This window comes from Halorubrum halodurans (genome assembly GCF_002252985.1).
In the GTDB taxonomy this organism is placed as follows: Archaea; Halobacteriota; Halobacteria; order Halobacteriales; family Haloferacaceae; genus Halorubrum; species Halorubrum halodurans.
The window spans coordinates 1-20,949 of sequence record NZ_NHPJ01000129.1 but is presented as its reverse complement, the minus strand read 5'-3'; the positions used below and the strand labels follow the sequence as shown (position 1 = coordinate 20,949).

Here is a 20,949-nt window from a genome sequence, read left to right as displayed (position 1 = left end):
TGGCCTCTTCGGCGGTAGCGTCAGATGTTTATAAGAGGCAGTGAGGGCGCTGTCCTGTAGAGGTCCGCCGGTTCAAATCCGGTCCCACGCATCGCACGGCGGCACACCCGCCACACCGATGCACGGTGTTGTCTCTACGACAGCACCCACGCACAATTCCTACGGACGCTACGCTCCGAGCGGCGGCTCCGTCCACCGCGTCGTCGCTGTCGGCGCGGGGAACCGCCTCCCACGCCGGGACCGCGACGGCCCGCGCGGTCGCGGGTACGCCGCTCACGCGAACTGCCACCCTTTTAGTCGCGCGCCGTCGGAGTGGGGCGTAATGAGTACGGACGCGACCCCCGAGTACGACCACGAGGAGCTGGGCCTCGTCGCCGGGCTGGAGATCCACCAGCAGCTCGACACGGCGACGAAGCTGTTCTGTGACTCCCCGACCGTCGAGCGCGACCCCGCCGAGGCCGACCGGGAGATAACCCGGCGGCTCCACCCGACCAAGAGCGAACTGGGCGAGCTCGACCAGGCCGCCCTAGAGGAGAGCCGCGTCGACCGCGAGTTCACCTACCTCGCGTACGACACGACCTGCCTGGTCGAGGAGGACGACGAGCCGCCCCGCCGGGTCGACGAGGAGGCGCTGTCCGTCGCGCTCCAGATCGCCGACCTGCTCGACGTGAGCGTCGTCGACCAGGCGCACGTAATGAGAAAGCTCGTGATCGACGGGTCGAACACGTCCGGCTTCCAGCGGTCGATCCTGCTCGGCCAGGCGGGCGAGATCGAGACGGACGACGGGACGGTCTCCATCGAGGACCTCATGCTCGAGGAGGAGTCGGCCAAACGGGTCGAGGAGACCGACGACGGCGTCGTCTACTCGCTCGACCGCCTCGGCGTCCCGCTCGTCGAGATCGGCACCGGTCCGGACATCACCAGCCCCGAACAGGCGCGGGAGGCGGCCGAGCGGATCGGCATGCTGCTCCGCTCGACGGGGGCGGTGAAACGCGGCCTCGGCACGATCCGCCAGGACGTCAACGTCTCGATCGCGGAGGGGGCGCGCGTCGAGGTGAAGGGCGTCCAGGATCTGGCGGGGATCGAGGACATCGTCCGCGGCGAGGTCGGCCGGCAGGCCGAACTGCTCGCGATCCGCGACGAGCTCGCGGACCGCGGCGCGAGCGTCGGCGACGTTTCGGACGTCACTGACGTCCTCGCCGAAACCGATTCCGGGGTGATCCGGGGCGCGCTCGACTCGGGCGGGAAGGTGATGGCGGTCCCGCTGTTCGGCTTCGACGGGCTCGTGGGCCGGGAGATCCAGCCGGACCGGCGGCTCGGCACGGAGCTTTCTGACCACGCCAAGCGTCACGGCGCGGGCGGGATCTTCCACACCGACGAGCTGCCCGCCTACGGCGTGACCGAGGCGGAGGTCGACGCCCTCCGGGAGGCGGTCGGCGCGGACGACGGGGACGCGGTGGCGCTCGTCGCCGACGACGCGGAGACGGCCGAGCTCGCGATCGAGGCGGCCGCGGAGCGGGCCGCCGCCGCGATCGAGGGCGTTCCCGAGGAGACCCGCGGCGCGAACGACGACGGCACCACCCGCTACCTCCGGCCGCTGCCGGGCGCGGCGCGGATGTACCCCGAGACGGACGTGCCGCCGGTCGAGCCCGACCCGTCGGACGTCGACCGGCCGGAGCTGCTCGACGAGAAGACCGACCGCTACGTCGAGGACTTCGGCCTCGACCGCGGCCTCGCGGAGCAGGTCGCCTTCGGCCGACGCTTCCCGCTCTTCGAGACCGCCGTCGAGCGCGGGATCGATCCCACCTTCGCGGCCTCGACGCTGGCGTCGACGACGACGGAGATCCGCCGGGACGGCGCGCCGGTCGAGAACCTGACGGACGACCACTTCCTCGCGGTCTTCGAGCTGGTCGAGGACGGCGACCTCGCGAAGGAGGGCGTCCCGGAGGTGCTGGCGACGCTCGCCGAGGATCCCGACCTGACCGCGGCCGAGGCCGTCGAGGAGGCGGGTCTCTCGGGCGTGAGCGACGAGGCGGTCCGCGAAGCGGTCCGCGAGGTCGTCGAGCGCAACGCCGATCAGGTCGAAGCCGAGGGGATGGGCGCGTTCTCCGGGCTGATGGGCGAGGCGATGGGCGCGCTCCGCGGGAAGGCGGACGGCGAGGTCGTCTCGGACGCGCTCCGTGAAGAGATCGGCAAACGCTCGTAGCCCGTCCCGCCGGGCGCGGAACCGCTAGACGTACGCCAGCGGGACCATCACCGCCGCGCCGAGGAGGATCCCGCCGACGAGTTCCCGCTTGCCGCCGTGGGGGAGCCCCTCGCCGGCGTCGAGCGCCTCCGGGAGGAACTCCGTGAGCACGAGGTAGATCATCGCGCCGGCGGCGAACCCGAAGCCGTACGGGAGGAACTCCCTCGCGATCCGGACGAACGCGAACGCGATCACGGCGCCGACCGGCTGTGGCAGGCTCGAGAACACCGCCCACCACACCATTCTCCACTCGGGGACGTCCATCGCCCGCAGCGGGATCGAGATCGCGGTCCCCTCGGGAACGTTGTGGATCGAGATCGCGACCGTCATGAACACCGCGAGCGCGGGAACGGTGAACCCCAGGACCGAGACGCCGCCCTCCAGCCCGAGGTCGGCGAAGGAGACGCCGACGGCGACGCCCTCGGGGAAGCTGTGGACCGTGAGGACGCCGAGGATCAACACGAGCTTGCGGAAGTCCGCCTCCTCGTACTGGTGGGGATCGACGTCGGCGTCGAGGAGCACCTCGTGGGCCAGGATCACGAGGGCGACGCCGGCGGCCATCCCGACCGCGACCTCCCCGATCGTCCCCTCGGCGAGCCCCTCGTCGATCAGTCCGAACAGCGAGGCGGTCACCATGATCCCCGAGGAGAGCCCCCAGAGAACCACGTTTCCGCGGTCGCTGATGGACTCGAAGAAGAGGAAGGGAAGCGCGCCGAGCCCGGTCGCGAGCGCCGTGAGGAGTCCCGCGAGGAAGACGAACGCGAGGTTCTGGAGAAGGGCCATCCGTACCGACACTCCTCGTTACCGCGACAAATCCGTAACGGATGGGGCGGCGCGATCCGGATCGGCCGGGCGGTCGGCCGCGATCGCCACGACCCGCGTCGGCGCGGCCGGGATCGACCCGAGGCGTTTCGAGCGGGCGAGCCCGCGCCGGGGACGGGGCCGAAGGTCCGGCTCCCGATCGACGCGATCAGGACTCGGGTTCCACGATCGTCACGTCGAAGGCGTCCCGCCAGCGGTAGCGTCGCCCGCCCCAGACGAAGGTCCGACGGAGGAGGCCGTACAGCATGAGCGGCACCGAGACCAGCACCGCGGGATACGCCAGCAGGAACGTCCATCGCCGGAGACCGAACGCGAGGTAGACGCCGAAAAGCGGGAGCGTCAGGGCGACGAACGTCGGGACGGGGAACGACAGCCCGCACGCCGTGGCGACGGTTCCGAGGGCCGCGTTCGTCGCGGCCCCCTTCGGATCGTGGTGGCGGGCGAGCTTCGTGAACCGGACGTGACGCTCGATCGTCTCGCCCACGGTGCCGCCGATCTCGACGCGTCGCGTTCGCTTGACCGGCGTGATCTCGACACGGTCGGTCAGGAGACCGTCGTCGCTGACCGTCCGGCGCAGGTCCCGGAGGAACGCCTCCCAGTCCGGGATATCGTCACGCTCGAAGACGACCGCGCCGCCCCACGCGACGTCGCCGGCGTACGTCCCGGCGGTGCCGGCGACGGCGTACAGCGGTTCGAGCAGGACGGAGAGCGGGTCGCGGCCGACGAAGAACGGCAACTCCGTCACCGGACCGTGCCGGTCGTACCCCTCGTGTAACCGGTCGAGCCAGTCTTCGGGGTGGTGGAAGTCGTCGTCCGTCCACACGATGCGGTCGTGTCGGGCGGCCTCCATGCCCGCAGCGATGGCGTTCGCCTTCCCCGAGCAGCCGTCGGGTTCGCCGGCGACGACGACGCGCACACCCAGGGGAAGCGATCCCGCACGCTCCGCGACCGCGTCCGTCTCGGCGTCACAGACCACGACGAGCTCGTCCGACGGGCGGAGCCGCGCCGCCACCTCCTCGATGACGGGCGTCGGCGCGACCGTCGGGAGGACGACGCTGGTGGGGGTACGGGTCGTCATGGATTGTGCCCGTTCGGGAGCGACGTTCCGGCGGCCTGGCGGCGTCGCACCCGGCGGATCGCCGCGTCCGGGACGGCGTCGATGACGAGGTTTCGGAGCCGACAGCCGAGCGCGGACTGGATCGTTCCGAGCCGACCGAGCCGATGGGACGCGTCGCGGAGGCGGTCCGCGCGCGGCTTGCGGTCGGCCTCGTAGGCCTCGAACGCCCGTTCGTGGTCCGCGGCGGTGGCGAGGGCGTCGGCGAGCATCACCCCGTCCTCGATCGCCTGTGCCGCGCCCTGGCCCGCGAACGGGAGCATCGCGTGGGCGGCGTCGCCGGCGAGGACGACGCGGTCCCGCGACCAGGTGTCGAGCGGGGGGAGGTCCGCGAGGTCGGTCACGACGAGGTCCGCGGGGTCGAGCGCCGCCAGGATCGCCGGGATCGGCTCGGGGTAGCCCGCGAGGTGGGAACGGAGCGCCGCGCTCACGGCCCCCGGATCGGCCCGGTCGTCGGTGAGGCGGTCGGGGGCGGTCGCGAACCAGTAGAACCGGTTCGCGTCGACGGGGGAGCCGCCGGTGTAGGCCCCGTCGCCCCAGACCTCGAAGCCTCGCGTCCGGTACGCCTCGGGCACGTCCAGGCTGACGAGCGCGCGGTACGCGACGCCGTCGAGGGCGCGCGGCGACGTTTCGGGGGCGACGGCGTCACGGACCGTCGAGTGGATGCCGTCGGCACCCACGAGGACGTCGGGACGGATCTCCGTGCCGTCGTCGAAGCGAGCGACTGGCGGGTCGCTCCCGTCGACGGCGACGCAGTCCATGCCGGTTCGAACGTCCGCGTCCAGCTCGTCGAGGAGGATCCGCTGGAGGTCGGCGCGGTGGACGGCGACGAACCCGTACCCGAACTCGCGGCGTTCGAGGGCGTCCAGGTCGAACCGGACCATGAACTCCCCGTCGAGCGAGCGCAGGCCGCCCTCGTCGAGCCGCGTGCCGGCCTCGCGGACGGCGTCGGCGATCCCCAGCCGATCGAGGACGAGCATCGCGTTCGTCTGGAGGAGGATGCCCGCACCGACCGGCTCGTACTCGGACGCCGCCTCGTACACCGTCGGCGACCGTCCGTGCCGCTCGAGCGCCAGGGCCGTGGTGAGCCCGCAGATCCCGCCGCCGACGACGGCGACGTCCCGGTCGTGACCGCCCCGATCCGCCGCGTCGCCGCGGGCGGGTCGGCTCCTCGATCCGTCGTCCGTCGACCGGCGATTCGGCGGCGAGCGGTTCGGCGGCGGGCGGTTCGGCGGCGGGCGGTTCGGCGACGTGGTCCGCGGCGAGTCGTTCGACATCACGCGTGGAGAGAGGGTCTCCGGTCGGAACGGGCTGCCGGCGGTCATCCACGGTCATTTAAGCCGGACGGTCGAGTGGATCGTCGCATGCGGTTCATGACGGCGCGTCTGGAGCCGGCCGACGGGGGCGGCTTTCACCCGCTCGGGGCGGAGCTGTCCGCGGAGCCGGCGATCCGTCGGGAGGCGATCCACCACGTCGAACTCCTCGATACCGACACCGTCCTGACGCTCGCGGAGGGGGTCGGCGACCGGCGGCGATACGAGGCGATCATGTCGTCGTCCGCGGCGGTTCGCGACTACATGGTCTCGGGCGAGGACCGATGGATGGCCGTGAGCCGGTTCGAGCCGACCGAGCCGGTTCGACGGATCCTGGAGTGGCACGAACGGACCGACGCGGTCGTCGAGACGCCGATCCAGTTCGGGAGGGACGGCGCGCAGACGGTGACGTTCGTCGGCGACGAGTCGGCGTTCAAGACGCTGTTCGACGAGGTGACGGCCATGGAGTCGGTCGCGTTCGACGTCGTCCGGACCGGCGAGTACGACCCGGACGGCCGACGGCTCACGCGGTCGTTGACGAGCCGGCAGGAGGAGGTCCTCGCGGCCGCCGTCGACGCCGGCTACTATCGAGCGCCACGGGAGGCGACGCACGAGGACGTCGCGGCGGCGGTCGGGCTGGCACCGTCCACCGTCGGCGATCACCTCCGGCGGATCGAAGAACGCGTGTTCGACGCGATCGTCGGGTGACTCGCCTGACGACCCGCGCCGCCGGCGACGTCCTCACTCGACGACGACCGCGCCGCGGTGGCCGAGGGCGCGATGGGGCCGGCAGGCGTAGCGGAACACGCCCGTCTCGTTGAACGTGTGCTCGAAGTTGACGCCGGATTCGACGGCGATCGCCTCGCTTCCGACGTCCACGTCCTCGAAGACGACGTCGTGGCCGCCGCCCTCGCCGGTCCACGCCCAGCGGACGGTCGTGCCGGCGGAGACCTTCACCGCGTGCGGCTCGAACGCGAAGTGGCCGCCGTTGCCGTCGGCGCCGGTGACGATCTCGACGAGGTCCTCGCCCGTCCGCTCGGTGATGGTCCCGTCGTATCCGTTCGTATCGACCAGCCACTCGTCGACCGCCGGGTACTCGCTGGAGGGGGCCGGTTCGGCGACGACGACGCCCTTCATCCCCGCGTCGGCCTGGGGCTCGCTCACGTAGCGATACGTGCCCGCGTCCTCGAAGGTGTGCTCGAACGTCGTTCCCGCCTCGGACTCGGCGGGACCGCTGTCGAACTCGCCGTCGACGGCGACGACGTTGTGTTCGTCGTCGGCGTCGGTCCACTCCCACGTCACCGTCGTTCCCGGCTCGATCCTGATCGCCGGCGGCGAGAACGACCTCGAGTCGGACACGTCGAGGTACACCGTCGGCGGGTCGTCGAACCGGAAGTCGCGGACCTGCGGCGTCCGCGGGTCGTTGGCCGTCGCGAGCCAGTCGTCGAGCGACCCGTCGGGACGGGGCGCGTCGTCGTGGTCGTTCGTCCGGTCCGATCCGGCGGTTACGTTTCGAACCGCGTCCACGCCGATCAGGGCGCCGAGGCCCACGGCCGTCCCCGCTCCGAGGAACGTCCGTCGATTACTGGAGGGCATGTGCGCGTCAATATTTGCCTGCCGGGGTACAAAACATCACGCCGGTTCCAAGTTTCTTGGAATCGCCGCCGTCAGGACGCGTGGACGGGTTCGATCGTCGCGATCGGCTCGCCGGGACGGGCCGTCGCCGCCGCGATCGGCGCGGTCCGCCGGCGCCGGTTCGATCCGACCGGCGACGACCACGGTCGGCGACGGGGAGCGGGATCACTCGGGCGCCCGTGCCGCCAACACCGGGATCTCGGCCAGCCGCTCGTCGGCGAGCGCGTCCCAGTCGACGCCGGCGGGACGTTCGGCGTCGGAGTCCGTCCGGATCGCGCGCTCGGGCGTCACGACGAGATCGAGGGGCACGTCGTGGCGGTCGGGGTCGGGAAGTCCCGACGGGTCGCCGACCGGCGTCGGAGCCTCGTCGACCACCTGGAGTTCGTGGACCGTCGTCGCCACCGTCGTGCCGTCGTCGACCGCGCCGATCTCGCGGAGGACGGCCCACTCGAGGTCGCTGTACCCCTCGCCCTTCCCGATCCGGGCCCCGTCGGTCGTCGTCGCCACGGATCCGGAGACGACGAGGTCGATCCCGTCGACCGCCTCCGGGGCGGTCGGCACGCCGTGGTCGGAGATGCCGGAGACCGTCGTGGCCGCGTCGACGTCGCCGATCGCGTCCGGATCGAGCCGGAGGAACGGGTTCGGATCGCGGAGCCGCGGCTGGGCGACGTAGACGGTCTTGCCCGCGCGGAGCGCGGCCCGCCGGACCGGGAGCTGCGGGGCGTCGGGGTTGGCCTTCACCGTCTCCGCGGACTCCCACGCCGCCGTCTCGGTCAGCCGGTCGCGGGCGTCGTCCGCGCCCGCGAAGTTCGGGATCCGGTCGTGCGGCGGGAACGGGAACCGGGCGATCCCGCGCTCGGAGAGGGCGTCCCACACCGTCTGCCGGACCTCGGCTTTGTCCATACGGTCCGTGGAACCGACGGACGATTAAGCGGTTCGGCGGGAGGCGAGCCGGGATCGACGCGGCACCGACCCGTCGGCTGCCTCGCCGATCCCGTCGGTCCGGACGATCCTTTCCGGCCGAACGAGCCGCCGACCCGGATGGATCCGCCGAGCCGCCGCGGATCGCCCGGACCGGCGACGCAAACTTATATACTTCCTGTGGGATCTCTCGGTCATGCTCGAAGACGGACTCTCGTACCCGGTACGTGGCGACTGGATAGGCCGCATCCTCATCGGCGGGGTGTTGGGATTCCTCTCGGTGCTGTTGCTTCCGGCGTTCGTCATCCTCGGCTACCTCGTCCGGGTGCTCGAGACCACGGTGGAGGGCGCGGCGGACCCGCCGGAGTTCGAAGAGTGGGGCGACCTCCTCGTGAAGGGGATCATGGGGACCGTCATCACCGTCGCGTATACGTTCGTCCCGGTGCTGGCGTACGCGATCCTGGTCTTTCTGGTCATCGGGACGGGGGGCGCGATCGGCGGCGACGCGGGCGCGATCGTGGGCGTGCTCGGCGTCCTGCTCGCGCTCGCGTTCCTCCCGGTGTTGCTGCTGATCTACTACGCGGTTCCCGCCGCGCTGACCGCCTACGCGGCTCGCGGCGAGATCGGCGCGGCCTTCGACGTCGCCCTGTTGAAGCCCACCCTGTTGAGCACCGACTACCTCGTGGCGATCCTCATGCCGCTCGTCGTCACCTTCGTCCTCTGGATCGCGACCGGGATCCTCGCGATCACGGTCGTCGGCCTGCTCCTCGTCCCCTTCCTCCAGTTCTACGGGCAGGTGGCGGTGTTCCGGATGTTCGGCGCCGCGTTCTCGGACCAGAGCGACGAGCTCGACGCCGGCTCCGCCGGCTCGGTCGGGTCGCCCCGCGATCCACGACGCGCCCTTTAACCCGCTCGACGGTCGAGTGCCGGTATGTTCGAAGACCGGCCGGATCGCGACGCGGAGGTCGTCCTCGTCGGACGGTCGAACGTCGGGAAGTCGACGATCATGCGCGAGCTGACGGGCCACGACGTCTCCGTCGGGGGGAAACCCGGCGTGACCCGAAAGCCGAACCACTTCGACTGGACGAGCGAGTCGTTCATGTTCACGGACCTGCCCGGCTTCGGCTTCATGTCCGGCGTCGAGGAGGACCGTCGCGAGCAGATCAAGACCGACGTGGTGCGGTACGTCGAGGCGAACGCGGAGCGGATCCTCGCGGGCGTCGTCGTCGTCGACGGCAAGAGCGCGGTCGACATCATCGACCGCCACCGCGAGCGCGGGAACGTTCCGCACGACGTGGAGATGTTCGCGTTCCTCGAGGAGATAGGCGTCGACCCGATCGTCGCCGTGAACAAGACCGACAAGATCGACGACCTCGACGAGCGGCTGAACGAGATCTGTGACCGCCTCGGGCTGTATCCCCCGTGGCAGCAGTGGTCCGACACGGTCGCGCCGATCTGCGCGAAGCGCGGCGACATCGACGCGCTCGAGTCGTGTCTGCGCGACCGCTTTCACGACCACAACCGCGACGACCTGCTGAAGTTCGTCTCGTAGGTCGGTGATGAGGTTTCAGTCGTTCGGTCGTGCGTGATCGATCACTCGACGACGAACGTCCCCAAAGCCCCAGTCGCGAGGACTCGCGCGGCTCGCTGCGGTCCTCGTCGCTCACTCCGTTCACTCCTGTGGTCCTTGCGTCGCCGTACTTCGTCCTCGCGACTGCCCCTTTGAGTCCCACCCGCACAGCACCGCAACCGCGCCTCACGCCTCCCCAACCTCGCGATTCGCGCTCTTCGAGCGCTCATCGCGTCCCTCGCGGTCGGGTTCGCGCCCGCCGGGCGCTCACCGGCGCGCCGTACGGTGGGATTAGAACTCGAAGCCGACCGCGTCGTCGTCGGGTTCGAGCGGACTTCTCGGGTACGGCGGGGACGCGTCCGGGTCGTTGAACGCGCCGGGCGCGACGTCGTTGGGGCCGTCCGGGTAGAACAGCGCCGCGAGCGTCTGGATCGCGGTGCGCCCGCTGGCGAGCTCGAACTGCCCGCCGCCGTACAGCTCGATCCCCTCCTCGCGGCAGTACGCGATCGTCTCGAACAGCGACTCGAGCGTCCCGAACCGCGAGGGTTTGACGTTACACCATCCCGGCTCGACGGGCAGCGACTCGATGGCGTCGACCCCGTCGATCGGGTAGTCGAAGGCGAGGCGGTCGGCCTGGGGTTCGAGCAGCGGCCGGGTCGCGGTCGTGAACGCCGCGTCCTCGATCACGGCCGACGGGAAGGCGGCAAGCGTGTCGCGGTAGAGTTCGGGGTCGGCGGGGACGTCCACGTCCGTCCCCTCGTACCACCCCTTCAGGTCGAGGACGCGGACCGCGCCCGTCTCGCGCAGACGCTCGAACGCCGATTCGGGCCAGTCGGGCGTCGGGTCGAGCTTGAACTCGAGGTCGTCGTCGAGCGCGAGCAGGTCCTCGACGCGGTCGGCGGAGGGCGGGTCGCCGAGCCGCGTCGAGACGACGAACCGGACGGACTCGGGCTCGATCCCGAGGAACTCGCCGAGGCTCGCGTCGGCCTGACGCAGGCCGAGGTCGAGCGCCGCGCTCTCGACGGCCCACCGGCGGTAGTTCCGGGACGACTCCTGTTCCGGCGGCTTCGTGTCGAAGAGGTCGACGTCGTCGAGGGCCGAGGAGAGTTCGTCGAGCGTCCACTCCCCCTCGAGGTCGACCGGGTCCGTCCCGGCGAGCGCGTCGTGGTCGGCGGTCTCGTAGGTCACGTCCTCGCCGCGGCCGACGAGCCCGTCGCCGGCGAGCCGGAACTCCGTGGTCGTCCGCTCGAACCCGCTCGTCGTGTCCGCGGCGTAGCGCCGCCTGTCGACCGACTCGATCGTGACGGAGAGGTCCGCGATCCGCTCGTACGCGCTCATGGATCGTCCGACGCCGCCTAGGGACTTAAACGGGCGTCGTGGAGGGAGCGGGCCGAGCCCGCGGACCTCACTCGCGAACCCGCAGCGTCTCGACGCGGGTCGCGAGCGCGACGAAGAGCGGCACGACCGTGAGCACGACCGCGCCGGCGGCGGCGACCTGGAGGACGGTGGTCGTGAACCAGGGTTGGGCGTCCGGATACGGCAGCGACGTGTGGGTGACCCCGCCGACGACCGGGACGAAGTAGTCCATCAGCAGGTCGACGGTGTACCACGCGGTCGCGACCGCGACCGCCCGCACCGGGAAGTCGGTCATCCGGTGGAGCACGAACGCCTGGACCACCATCCCGAGGTGGCTCACGAGGAGGAACGCGTACAGCGCGGCCCCCGAGGTCGCGAGGAACTCCGGATAGAAGACGACGAGCACGTACGGCGTCCACAGCCCGAGCTTGACGTTCCCGAAGAACGCGAGCGCCGCGAGGGTGTCGCTGGAGCGGCCGACCGCCCACGAGGCGAGCGCCAGCGCGATGAGCAGCGTCGCGCCCGGACTGTCCGGCACGAACGCCCACATCTCGACGGGCACCCGCGCGAACTGGAAGCGGTAGTACCAGAAACCGAAGGCCGTCCCGAGGAGGTTGATCGCGACGATGACCCAGACGAACCGGTAGGCGACGTCCTCCAGCGCCGCCGGCAGCGGCGCGACCCACCGGGAGCGTCGGCCGGATTGCGTGGATCCGCGCTCGGGCGGGTCGCGACCGAGCGCGCCGACGATGTCCATGACCGTGGCTCGGCCCGCCGGTTCAAAGCCGTGGCGGTCGCGGGCGGGAGACGGGGGATCGCGCCGTCGACGGTCCGCCGCCCGCGACGAAAAGGGCTATGGGGGCCGGGGCGGAACCCAGGGGCATGCGCCCGCGAACGCTGCTCGCGCTGCTCCTCGTCGTTCCCCTCGCCGACGCGTTGTTCCTCGTCTTCGTCGCGACGCGGCTCGGGTGGGTGATGACGGTCGGACTCGTCGTGTTGACGGCGATCCTCGGGATGCTGCTCTTGCGCGCGGAGGGACGGGCGACGCTCGCGCGGGTCCAACGCAAGCTCGCCCGCGGGGAGCCGCCGACGGACGAGCTGCTCGACGGCGGCCTCCTCATCGCCGCCGGCGCGTTCCTGCTCACGCCGGGGCTCGTCACCGACGCGCTCGGGTTCCTCCTCGCGCTGCCGCTCACGCGGGTGCCGATCCGCATGGCGGTCAAGCGGTACGTCGTCGTGCCCTACATCGACAGCGAGACCGGAGGTTTCGCCACCGGGAACGTGTACGTCGGCGGGTTCCCCGGCGGAGAGGGGTTCGGCGGCCAGGGCGACTTTTCGAGTGACGCCGGGGACTTCCCCGGCGGATCTCCGGGCACGTCCGGCGACGACGGGGACGACGGCTTCCCAGGCGGCGTCGGCGGTCCCGAAGCGAGGGGACGCGAGGGCGACGGGGAGGACGACTCCGAGGACGTCGTCGACGTGGAGTACACGGTCGAGGACGAGTCAGAAGGCGAGAACCGCTCCGACTGAGCGTCCGACCGCCGCCGAGTCGCGCGACCCCGTCACAAACCGCGTGACGGCGGCGCACTGCTGAAAGGAAACCCTTAAAATCCTACCCACGAAATCATCTGATGCGCTCACCTGGGCCAATAGCTCAGTCAGGTTGAGCGCTCGGCTGATAACCGGGAGGTCCACGGTTCAAATCCGTGTTGGCCCACCTTAATTAAAATCGGGCGCGGCCCGAATAAATTGGTGGGCTGGGACTCCCCAGCCACCCAATTTCCGTATTCTACACCCCTAGAGACACCGCTAGCGTGTCTTGTCCGGGCTGAAATCGATCCGGTAGTCGCCGCCGTCCCCCGATCGGCGTTAGCCGAGGTGGTCTCGGCGTGATGTTGCTCCGATCTCAGGGTAGCCGGAGCAACTGCCTTCATTGTGAGGCGCACGTCCCGAGCGACTTCCGGCGAGTCCACGGTGACGACGAGGGTCGGGCACACCGGTGTCCCGAGTGTGACTCGTGGTCGCGGATCTTCGACGGGAGCGCGGCCGGCAAGGACGTGTCGACCCCGGATCCGGAAACGAGCCCCGCCCGCAACGCAGGCGAGCCGTGGGACGGAGGGCTCTCGGGATGACGCCGTTCGTCCGCGCGAGCCGGCTGTACGATCCGGCTCGCGGTCCGCGCCCGCACGTCCGTGACGCCGCGCGGCTCCGGTGGGAACGCGACGCCGAACGGGGGCGGTCCGCGTGACCCGCGACCGCTCCGGAGAGGCGGCCGCGATCTTCACCTCGCACGGGGTTCTCGACGCGACGACGACCGTCCTCGCGGCTCGAGCCGTCGGCCCGCACGCCGAGGCGAACCCGATCGTCCGTGAGCTGCTCGCGGCGGGTGAGATCGCGACCGTCGTCGGGATGTGCGCTTGTGTTGCGGTCGCGGCCGCCGCGTGGCCGACCGCCGCCGACGCCGTCGACGCGCCCCGATGGGTCGGGTTCGCGATCGCGACGATCGGCGCGATCGTCGCCGCGGTGAACCTGGTGGTGGTGTTCGCGTGAGCCGAACCTGTGAGACGTGCGGCCGCGATCGTCCGTCGGTTCGGGTCCGTCTCGGCGGCCGCGTCGAGTGTGCCGGCTGCTATCTCGACCGCGAGGTACGTTCGGGATGAAGGCGGTCGCGACCGCCCCGCACGAGTACATGGCGAACTACGTCTATCCGGGGCTGGGGGCGTGGTTCGGTGCCGCCCGACTCGTCGACGCGACGGGGAGCCGGCGCGGGAGTTTCCGGCTCGAGGGCGAGAAGTGGCACGTCACCCTGTCGTACCAGGAGTCGGGACTCGCCCCGCCCGAGGGTGGCGAGACGCCGGACGGGACGCGCGTCGACTTCGACACGCTTCGGGAGTTCCGGCTGAACGCGGTCGTCGACGACGAGGTGGGCGAGCGGAAGGTGAAGGCCCTGATCCAGCCGCGGTGGTACGGGCTCGAGTCGGAGAGCGGGAAGTCGGTCGCCCGGCCGATGTGGGATCTCGGCGACGCCGTGAACGTCCGGGTGAACGCGTCGAACGTCGAGTTCGACGCGGTGGAGACGGTCATCCAGCGCGCGGCGGGCGCGGTGACGCTCGACCCGATGTACTTCGACGACCGCAACGAGGAGTACAGCGTCGTGATGGACGCGGCGCGGTACGTCCGGCTCGACGAGGACGTGTCCGGACCGATCCACGCCCGCGAGGGGCCGCTCGCGCGGATGGGCCACCTCCTCGAGAGCGACCGGTCCGGCTACCGGAAGGTCGTCCAGGACGACACCGAGCGCGCCGGCTACTACCACACGGCGACGCTCGGCCCGAAGCGGATCCGGGAGTGCTTCCCCGACCACCGGGTGCCGAAGGAGCTGAAGCACTACTACGGCCGCAACTCGGAGTCACTTCCCGACGACCACCCGCTCGCGCACCCGAAGGTCGAGGCGTCCTATCAGACGAAGCGGTGGGACGAGACGCTCCGGCCGACCGACCACGATCTCCTCGCCGACGAGCTGGAGGAGGCGGTCCTCGCGACGCTCAACGAGGCGGGGCTTCCCACCCAGCGGATCGACGACGAGGGTCCGGGCGGCGGGCGGACGTTCGTCCCCGATGCGTACTTCGACGCGGAGACGGTCGACCGGTCGCGGGTGCTCCCGTTGAACCTCGAGCGCGTCGAGAGCGACCAGCGGAACGTGGTCGTCCGGCAGCTCGCCGACGGGCTCTCGCCGGTCGAGTGGGACTCTCTGAAGACGCTCGTCGCGGACGGGGGCGACGTGTCGCCGGCGGAGATCGCGGACGAACACGACTGGCACCCGGACAGCGTCCGGCGGGGGCTCCGGCGGATCGAGGACATGGTGGTCCGCGAGCAGGGGTCGGTGGCGTTGCGGTCCCATCACGTCGCCGAGCAGGTGGTCGAGGCCCTCGAGGCCGCCCGCGCCGGCGTGCGGAACGCGATGGGGGCCGCGGCGAACATGGTCCAGAACGCCGAGCGAAAGTCGCTCGACGACCGGACCGACGAGCTGATCGCGTTCTGCCAGGCGAACGGTATCCACGTCGAGGAGCGCGACGCCCGGCTCCGGGTGAAGATGGGCTATCTCGGCGGCGAGTCGTGGTCGGACCTGGTCACGCGGCTGAAGCAGTACTGGGTCGACGCCGGGCGTGATCCGGAGCGGCTGAAGGAGGCGGAGACGCACTACCGCGACGACGCGGGACCGAAGATCCGGCCGGCACGGGGTGCGTGGGGGAGGGGTCGGAAGCTCGGCTGACGCGGCCCCTCGTGAGTGGCAACGCTACCCTGACCCGCTTTTCGCGACAGTTTTCGCCGCGTTCGACCCGGATCGACTCCTCGAGCAGCGTCGATCGCGACCGCAACACAAGCACGATCTCGTCCGGAGACGTCGACCGACGGACTCGGATCGACCCTGGGGGGTCGGTCGCGTGTTAGGGGTGTGGCTAAGGCCACAGATTCTAAGGTACCCCATCGTTCTCACGGATCGACGGTATGTCATCTTCCTGTTCTAGTCTGCGACAGTATATCGATCAAAACGATTTGTTACCGGTAGTATAATGTCAGTTCACTAGCAACACACGCATATGCCTCCACAGAAGGCAGATGTCAGAGAATCTGTACTGGATAGTAATCCTGACAACTGGGAGTTTGTCGACATGCCACAGACGTGGGTTCATTGGCCAGAACAGATCTCGATTGAAGATCTGGGTCATACAGGTTCTGTAGGACGTAGAGATATTGATCAGCCAGATTTTGTCAGTCTACCTGATGAGGAACATGATCAAGAAAGCCAGATCAGGATTTCACATCAGGGAGTTCCATTTGACCAACTACCAGTACTGAGTTTAGATGGACATCGAATCAATATGGTCAAACCAGACATAGACCGTGATGATGGAACGAGATATCTAACAGAGTATGAGGCCAAACTGAGCCAAATCATGTCACAGGATGATTTCCTGAGAAAACAAGGGGGAACAATTGACGTGGAAATCAGAGGGACATTTTAATTCGATCTCAACGGGGTTACTGGCTGAAATTCATAGACGTAATCGGCTCGCTTGTAATTGAGCTTCACGACTGTGATTCCGGTAGTGCGTCTCACCGGGGTTCGTCCAGTTCGTGATTTCTAAATCGCGAGCGCGGACCGTGCGCGACGACACGACGGTTATCTCTCGACCCTCGGCTCGATACCACACGAGCGCGTAGCCGCCGTCAGCGTCCGCCAGCGTCCCGTGCTGGTCCTCCCAGAATTTGAACGTCGGTCGTACCCCGTTGACCATGGAACCCTTCACGTCCCAAGGACGGCCCTTCTCGTCTGTCGCGTCGAACTTGAGCCCGTCCACGACGGGATACTCCAGCGTGAGCGGGTATCGCTCCGTCGCCCACAGCTCGACGAGCTTCCCGTATCGACCGACGATCGCCGGATCGTAGCTCATGGCGCGATTCGTTTGGGTTGCGGTTCGATCGTCTCGCCTCGAGCCCGATCGAACGTCGATCGACCGAATCCGGGCCGAGATCCCCCACGCGAATTCACGCCCCCCGCCGGGACCGCCCGCGTATAAAATAAGGTATGCGCCGGGGTGGGTGAGTGAATGAATCGGTGAATCGGCTCACCGTCGCACGGTTTACGCTTCGGCTTCATTCAGGGATCCTCCGTGTTCGCCCTCGCGGTATTCAGCGATCCGCGAGGAAACCCATGCCGCGGAGTAACCGACCAGGTCGCCGGCGTCGGCGTAGGTCATCCCGTGACGTTCCACCGCGCGGATCGCCTTGTCGATCGCCTCCTCGCGTTTCAGGTCGGCCGCGTCGACCACGTCCTCACCGTCCTCGTCGTCCTCGAGGATGATGTCGAACTCCGACGCCTCGTGTTCCGGATAGTTCTCGGCCGTGTCCGTGAGCCCCTTGTAGTCGCCCGCCTCGGTGAACTCGTCTTTCCCGCCTTCGCTCTCGAGCAGCCGGGCGACGCCGGGATCGCTCCGGCTCGGCTTGTTGATCGCGAACGACGCGACCCGCCGGATCGACTTCGCCGTCTTCGTCCGCGTGTGCCCGACGAGAAGCACCGATCCGCGTTTCGGATGCGGACCGTGATCCGCCTCCTTCTTGCGGATGAATAGCAGGGAGTCCGAGAACTGCTCGGCGGCCTTGTTCCCGCTCCCGAACCCGGAGAGTTCCTGGGCGATCTCGTCGAGGACTGCCAGCACCGGTCCCTCGATGTTCGCCATCGCCTCGAGCATCTCCCGGTCTGACCGGACCACTCGATCGTAGCCGTCCCACGACGTGTTTCCGATGAGCGACCCGCCCGTGCGGACCTTCCACGACTGGGCCACGTCGAGCGTGGTCGCGGTCTTGCCGGATCCGGGCGAGCCGAACACGAGCCCGATCGCGCCCTCGTGCGTGAGTTCGTTCGCCGCCGCCGCGTACAGGTCGCCGCCGTCGCGTTCCTGACCCGTGAGCCCGGTCGCGGACTTCATCTGCGACACCGAGCCGTGTCGGACCGCCTCGTCGATCGTCCGGGTCGCCGCGTTCTGGATGATGAGCCGGCCGATCTCCGTTTCCTCGATCGGGTCGTCTATCAACCCGTCGTAGTAGTTGAGAAGCGCGAGCGTCCGCCGGTCGTCGATGAGCCCGGCGAACGACCGGACGTTCTCGCCCGGATCCTCACCGCGGAGCTTCGATCCCAGTTCGGCGGCCGCGTACGCTCCCGTCTTGTCGTTTCCCATTAGTTGGCGTCCTCCATCGATAGCGCCTCGGCTTCATCCAGCAGCTCGAAGCCGATCGTCTCGTCGTGACCGTTCGTCTCCGCGGCGGGACCGTCGCCCGCCTTCATCGACTCCGGCTTGAGGTCCTCCGGCAGCTCCTCCTCGACGACTGCCGACACGGTCGCGTCGTCGTCACCGAACGACGGCGTCGTGGTCGGATCGAGGATCTCCTGCTGGTCCATCATGCGACGGCGATCGAGCCGGCGGACGATCGACCGGATCCGTCGCTGGAGCCGGCGCGACTTCCTCGCCTCAGGCTCGAACTCGTCGCGGAGTTCGGCGATCTGATCCATCGCGTCGACCACCAGGGCGTCGCCGGCGAGCTGGCTCCCGGCGACGGATTCCCGCCAGTTCGCCACGGCGACGTTCTCCTCGGGACGGTACTCCTTCACCTCGTAGACGCGCTTCGCGGTCGGCCACTCGAAGAGCGTCCCGGCGTGGACTTCCATCGCGTTGAACTGGTCTTCGCTCAACTCGTAGATCGCGCCGCCCGTCTCGTCGCTCGACTCGAACGCGACGACGTAGATCCCCTCCTCCTCGGGGAGTAGCTGGTTGATCTTCCCGGCCGAGAGGTAGCCCGCGATCGCGGCGACGACGCCCGCCATCGCGACGACGCCGAATCCCGGCACTTCCCACACGGGCGTGATCCGCCCGGTCTGTGCCGCGCCAACGTACAAGAGCCCGGCTCCCGCGACGATCCGCGCGTGCGACCGGATCCACTCGCCGATCATAGAACCCTCCGGTAGCTCCGTTCCTCGTCCTCGCGGCGTCTCTTGACGATGCCGAACGCCATCCCCGCCGAGCCGATCGCGGTAAGGAGGACGATGAGCTGAACCCGGCCGTAGGTGATCGGCGGGCGGTTCGGCGTCGTCTGCCCGGTCGACACGTAGCTAAACGTGTTCCGCTCGATCGACGCCGGCGTGGTCATGGTGACGGCCGCCTGCCCGCCGCGGCGCGGCACCTTCACGAAGACGTCGCTCGTTCCCTCCGGGAGTCGCTGCTGATAGATCCGTCCGGACCCGGCTCCCTCCGAGAACTGGACCGCCTCGGTGAGGGTGACCCGCGTCGACTTGTTCGTCTGAAAACGGAGTTCGAACCCTTCCCGCTCGTCGTTATAACTCCACTCGACGAGCTGCGTCTCCGGGTCGATCTCCTGGGCGTACGTCTCCGGCTCGGGGGCGTCCGCCGTCGTGTTCACTTCGATCCCCGGTCCGGTCCCGGTCGCGGCCGCGCCGCCGACCGCAACACAAGCGAGTATCGAAACCGCAACACAAAAGACGAGAAGGCGGACCATTAGACCCCCACGATACCGCGGATCTGCGTCTGTATCCACGACTCCGCGATCGCGATCGGGTCGTAGCCGAGGAACGCGGCGAGCGCGAACGCGGCGATCGCGACGAAGGCGATCTGTCCGAGTGGGCCGATCGTCCGAGTGATCGCGTTGATCGCGATCCCGATGGGGGTCACGGCCATGCTATTCGTCCCCCCCGGTCAGGTAGCCCCAGCCGATCGCGAGGGCTCCGGCTCCGAGCGCGATCGTCCCCCAGTTCTGATCCTCGGGGAGGAACCCACCGGCTCCGCCGCCACCGCCGTCGTTGCCCGTCGCCGTGTCGTAGACGTTCTCCTCCGCCTCCTTGTTCGCCTCGTAGTTCTCCCGAAAGATCGTCTCGATCTCCTCGCTCGTCGTGTCGGATTCGGCGAGTTGCCGGCTCTTGAACGTGACTTCGGAAACCCCGCCTTCCGCCTCGACGATCGTGAACGGATTGGTGATCTCGACGATCTCGCCGGTTCGGTTCCCGTCCGCGTCCTCGACGTTGATCGCGCCGTAGATCGAACCCGGAACGTTCGACGGGAGGATCTCGGTTTCGACCGGGAGCGGATCCGGTGACTGAACCGTCCGTGCGAGCCGACCGTCGTACTCGGATTGCGAGCCGTCGACCTGAACCGACAGGACCGATGCCTGCTCGGCGATCTTGAACCCCATCGACCGGAGGGCCATCGTCGCCTCTTGGAAGTCGCTCGCGTTCTTCGCCGTCTCGGCGAGGTACGCCGGTCCCTGGAGTTGGGTAAGATCCACCTCGCCGTCTTTTGCGGGTTGGTAGTACGTCGAAACCATCGACGACACTTCACCCATCAGGGTACTATGTGCGTTATACAAATCACGGAAGACCTTTGCCCACTTCGGAGTTATCAGGGCCTCTACCCTCTCATAAGACACATCAAGCGGAGAATCAACAGTATCATAATTCGTATAATCAGGCTTGGTCCAATACAGCGAGTGAACCTGTTTGTACCACTCCTTATCAGCAGGCTCCTGACCGCGAGTAACGGGGTCGGCGTCGGAGACAGATAGCCCGTTGTTCCCGTCGAAAACCTCACGCGCAGACATATAACCCATCGACGAACCATCAAGCAGCGTGTGACTTGAGGAAGTGATCCCGTCAAAAGTCACGTCTGCGTTATGGGTTCCCGGATCAGGCTGGTCCACCTCATACCCTCGAGATTCAAACCTCCACGAGTCAGAGGCAACACCAAGCATCGACGCCACAGCCTTCACCCGATTAGCCCTGATATTCCAACTGTTGATCACCGCTCGTTCAACAGTCGCGTACGTTTCATCTATCGCGTTTTCTGCCGCCGTCGTCGCATCGGACTCAGAACCTGAATCGACGGCCTGCTCGTAAATGCGAAAGATGGCTTCTTCGCGAGCCTTGTTCCCGACGAGTTGAACGTCACGCTTCAACGAGGCGATCGTCTGCTCCAGCATCAGTTGATCCTCGCGAGCCCGAGTGAACTCGTCGACGTGTGTTTGCCACTCGAGCGAGTCGGCCACCTCCGAATCATCCGGACCGCCGACAACGTAGCCGTACGCGGCGACCGCGGCCGCGGCCGGTCCACCGAACGCATAGATCGCCGCGGTCTTCGCGACCTCGCCCGCGGACTGTGCCGCCGCCGTCGACGAGCCGACCGCTCCGGCACCAGCGAACGCGCCGATCCCGAGCGCGGTTTTTCTCATTACCCCCCGGCGCGAGTATCGGCGTTTCGTCGGTTGTGTTGCGGTCATCCGCTAGTCCTCCTTAGTCAGGAACAACACCGCCCCCGCGATGACGAGGACACCGACGATCGGGAGGTTCCCGCCGCCCCCACCGAGGAGCCCGCCTCCGCCGCCCGAGGTGCGCTCGAGCGTCCCCCAG

22 protein-coding genes and 1 tRNA gene are annotated in these 20,949 nt (G+C 68.6%); 10 read left to right on the top strand and 13 right to left on the bottom strand.

What is annotated here, in order from left to right; translation table 11 throughout:
* Positions 1–322: 322 nt before the first annotated feature.
* Positions 323–2,206, top strand: coding sequence for a Glu-tRNA(Gln) amidotransferase subunit GatE (gene gatE / locus DJ70_RS14575; protein WP_094534249.1), 1,884 nt, complete (start codon positions 323–325; stop codon positions 2,204–2,206).
* Between the two features lie 24 nt (positions 2,207–2,230).
* Here gatE and DJ70_RS14570 read toward each other — a convergent pair whose 3' ends face one another.
* The 3 genes from DJ70_RS14570 to DJ70_RS14560 all read right to left on the bottom strand — a co-directional run bounded on the left by DJ70_RS14570 (position 2,231) and on the right by DJ70_RS14560 (position 5,458).
* On the bottom strand, positions 2,231–3,028 hold the full coding sequence (locus DJ70_RS14570; protein ID WP_094534247.1) for a ZIP family metal transporter: 798 nt from the start codon (positions 3,026–3,028) through the stop codon (positions 2,231–2,233).
* 187 nt (positions 3,029–3,215) lie between these two features.
* Entirely contained in the window at positions 3,216–4,145 is a 930-nt protein-coding gene (locus DJ70_RS14565) for a glycosyltransferase (RefSeq protein WP_094534245.1), read from the bottom strand.
* Positions 4,142–5,458, bottom strand: coding sequence for an FAD-dependent monooxygenase (locus tag DJ70_RS14560; RefSeq protein WP_094534243.1), 1,317 nt, complete (start codon positions 5,456–5,458; stop codon positions 4,142–4,144). Before DJ70_RS14560 ends, DJ70_RS14565 begins: the two co-directional genes overlap by 4 nt.
* 87 nt (positions 5,459–5,545) lie before the next feature.
* Here DJ70_RS14560 and DJ70_RS14555 point away from each other — a divergent pair, with 87 nt between their 5' ends.
* Positions 5,546–6,202 carry a helix-turn-helix domain-containing protein gene (locus DJ70_RS14555; protein WP_094534241.1) on the top strand — a complete coding sequence of 219 codons (657 nt, stop codon included), beginning with the start codon at positions 5,546–5,548 and terminating at the stop codon, positions 6,200–6,202.
* A 33-nt stretch (positions 6,203–6,235) separates the two neighbouring features.
* Here the strand turns inward: DJ70_RS14555 and DJ70_RS14550 are convergent, their stop codons facing one another.
* Positions 6,236–7,090 carry a halocyanin domain-containing protein gene (locus tag DJ70_RS14550; protein WP_179234070.1) on the bottom strand — a complete coding sequence of 285 codons (855 nt, stop codon included), beginning with the start codon at positions 7,088–7,090 and terminating at the stop codon, positions 6,236–6,238.
* Between the two features lie 204 nt (positions 7,091–7,294).
* Entirely contained in the window at positions 7,295–8,032 is a 738-nt protein-coding gene (locus DJ70_RS14545) for a 5-formyltetrahydrofolate cyclo-ligase (RefSeq protein ID WP_094534239.1), read from the bottom strand.
* A 214-nt stretch (positions 8,033–8,246) separates the two neighbouring features.
* Between DJ70_RS14545 and DJ70_RS14540 the strand changes: the two genes are divergently transcribed.
* A complete protein-coding gene (locus DJ70_RS14540; protein WP_094534237.1) occupies positions 8,247–8,957 on the top strand; it encodes a DUF4013 domain-containing protein in 711 nt (236 codons plus the stop codon).
* Between the two features lie 24 nt (positions 8,958–8,981).
* Positions 8,982–9,602 (top strand): GTP-binding protein EngB, encoded by a 621-nt coding sequence (gene engB / locus DJ70_RS14535; protein ID WP_094534235.1) that lies wholly within the window; start codon positions 8,982–8,984, stop codon positions 9,600–9,602.
* Between the two features lie 309 nt (positions 9,603–9,911).
* On the opposite strand, the gene DJ70_RS14530 is transcribed toward engB, so the two are convergent.
* Both DJ70_RS14530 and DJ70_RS14525 read right to left on the bottom strand, forming a co-directional pair.
* Positions 9,912–10,958, bottom strand: coding sequence for a hypothetical protein (locus tag DJ70_RS14530; protein ID WP_094534234.1), 1,047 nt, complete (start codon positions 10,956–10,958; stop codon positions 9,912–9,914).
* A gap of 67 nt (positions 10,959–11,025) precedes the next feature.
* Complete coding sequence (locus DJ70_RS14525; protein WP_094534232.1) at positions 11,026–11,733, bottom strand: DUF1405 domain-containing protein; 708 nt, start codon at positions 11,731–11,733, stop codon at positions 11,026–11,028.
* A 125-nt stretch (positions 11,734–11,858) separates the two neighbouring features.
* Here DJ70_RS14525 and DJ70_RS14520 point away from each other — a divergent pair, with 125 nt between their 5' ends.
* The 6 genes from DJ70_RS14520 (at position 11,859) to DJ70_RS17065 (ending at position 16,003) form a co-directional block, all read left to right on the top strand.
* Positions 11,859–12,506, top strand: a complete 648-nt coding sequence (locus DJ70_RS14520) for an FxsA family protein (protein WP_094534230.1) — start codon at positions 11,859–11,861, stop codon at positions 12,504–12,506.
* Between the two features lie 113 nt (positions 12,507–12,619).
* Positions 12,620–12,693 (top strand) — tRNA-Ile (locus tag DJ70_RS14515).
* A 175-nt stretch (positions 12,694–12,868) separates the two neighbouring features.
* Entirely contained in the window at positions 12,869–13,108 is a 240-nt protein-coding gene (locus DJ70_RS14510; RefSeq protein ID WP_094534228.1) for a DUF7563 family protein, read from the top strand.
* 112 nt (positions 13,109–13,220) lie between these two features.
* Positions 13,221–13,526, top strand: a complete 306-nt coding sequence (locus DJ70_RS14505; protein WP_094534226.1) for a hypothetical protein — start codon at positions 13,221–13,223, stop codon at positions 13,524–13,526.
* A 106-nt stretch (positions 13,527–13,632) separates the two neighbouring features.
* A complete protein-coding gene (locus tag DJ70_RS14500) occupies positions 13,633–15,249 on the top strand; it encodes a DUF7845 domain-containing protein (RefSeq protein ID WP_094534224.1) in 1,617 nt (538 codons plus the stop codon).
* 328 nt (positions 15,250–15,577) lie between these two features.
* Positions 15,578–16,003, top strand: coding sequence for a hypothetical protein (locus DJ70_RS17065; RefSeq protein WP_143421049.1), 426 nt, complete (start codon positions 15,578–15,580; stop codon positions 16,001–16,003).
* A 30-nt stretch (positions 16,004–16,033) separates the two neighbouring features.
* Here DJ70_RS17065 and DJ70_RS14495 read toward each other — a convergent pair whose 3' ends face one another.
* The 6 genes from DJ70_RS14495 to DJ70_RS17060 form a co-directional block, all read right to left on the bottom strand.
* On the bottom strand, positions 16,034–16,432 hold the full coding sequence (locus DJ70_RS14495) for a hypothetical protein (RefSeq protein WP_094534222.1): 399 nt from the start codon (positions 16,430–16,432) through the stop codon (positions 16,034–16,036).
* A gap of 189 nt (positions 16,433–16,621) precedes the next feature.
* On the bottom strand, positions 16,622–17,716 hold the full coding sequence (locus DJ70_RS14490) for a hypothetical protein (protein ID WP_094534220.1): 1,095 nt from the start codon (positions 17,714–17,716) through the stop codon (positions 16,622–16,624).
* A complete protein-coding gene (locus DJ70_RS14485; RefSeq protein WP_094534218.1) occupies positions 17,716–18,486 on the bottom strand; it encodes a hypothetical protein in 771 nt (256 codons plus the stop codon). Before DJ70_RS14485 ends, DJ70_RS14490 begins: the two co-directional genes overlap by 1 nt.
* A complete protein-coding gene (locus DJ70_RS14480; protein ID WP_094534216.1) occupies positions 18,483–19,049 on the bottom strand; it encodes a hypothetical protein in 567 nt (188 codons plus the stop codon). Before DJ70_RS14480 ends, DJ70_RS14485 begins: the two co-directional genes overlap by 4 nt.
* On the bottom strand, positions 19,049–19,228 hold the full coding sequence (locus DJ70_RS14475) for a hypothetical protein (protein WP_094534214.1): 180 nt from the start codon (positions 19,226–19,228) through the stop codon (positions 19,049–19,051). The genes DJ70_RS14480 and DJ70_RS14475 overlap by 1 nt, the downstream gene beginning before the upstream one ends.
* Before the next feature lies 1 nt (position 19,229).
* The gene (locus DJ70_RS17060; protein WP_143421048.1) at positions 19,230–20,771 is read right to left on the bottom strand and encodes a hypothetical protein; all 1,542 of its coding nucleotides are present in this window, start codon (positions 20,769–20,771) and stop codon (positions 19,230–19,232) included.
* Between the last annotated feature and the right edge of the window lie 178 nt (positions 20,772–20,949).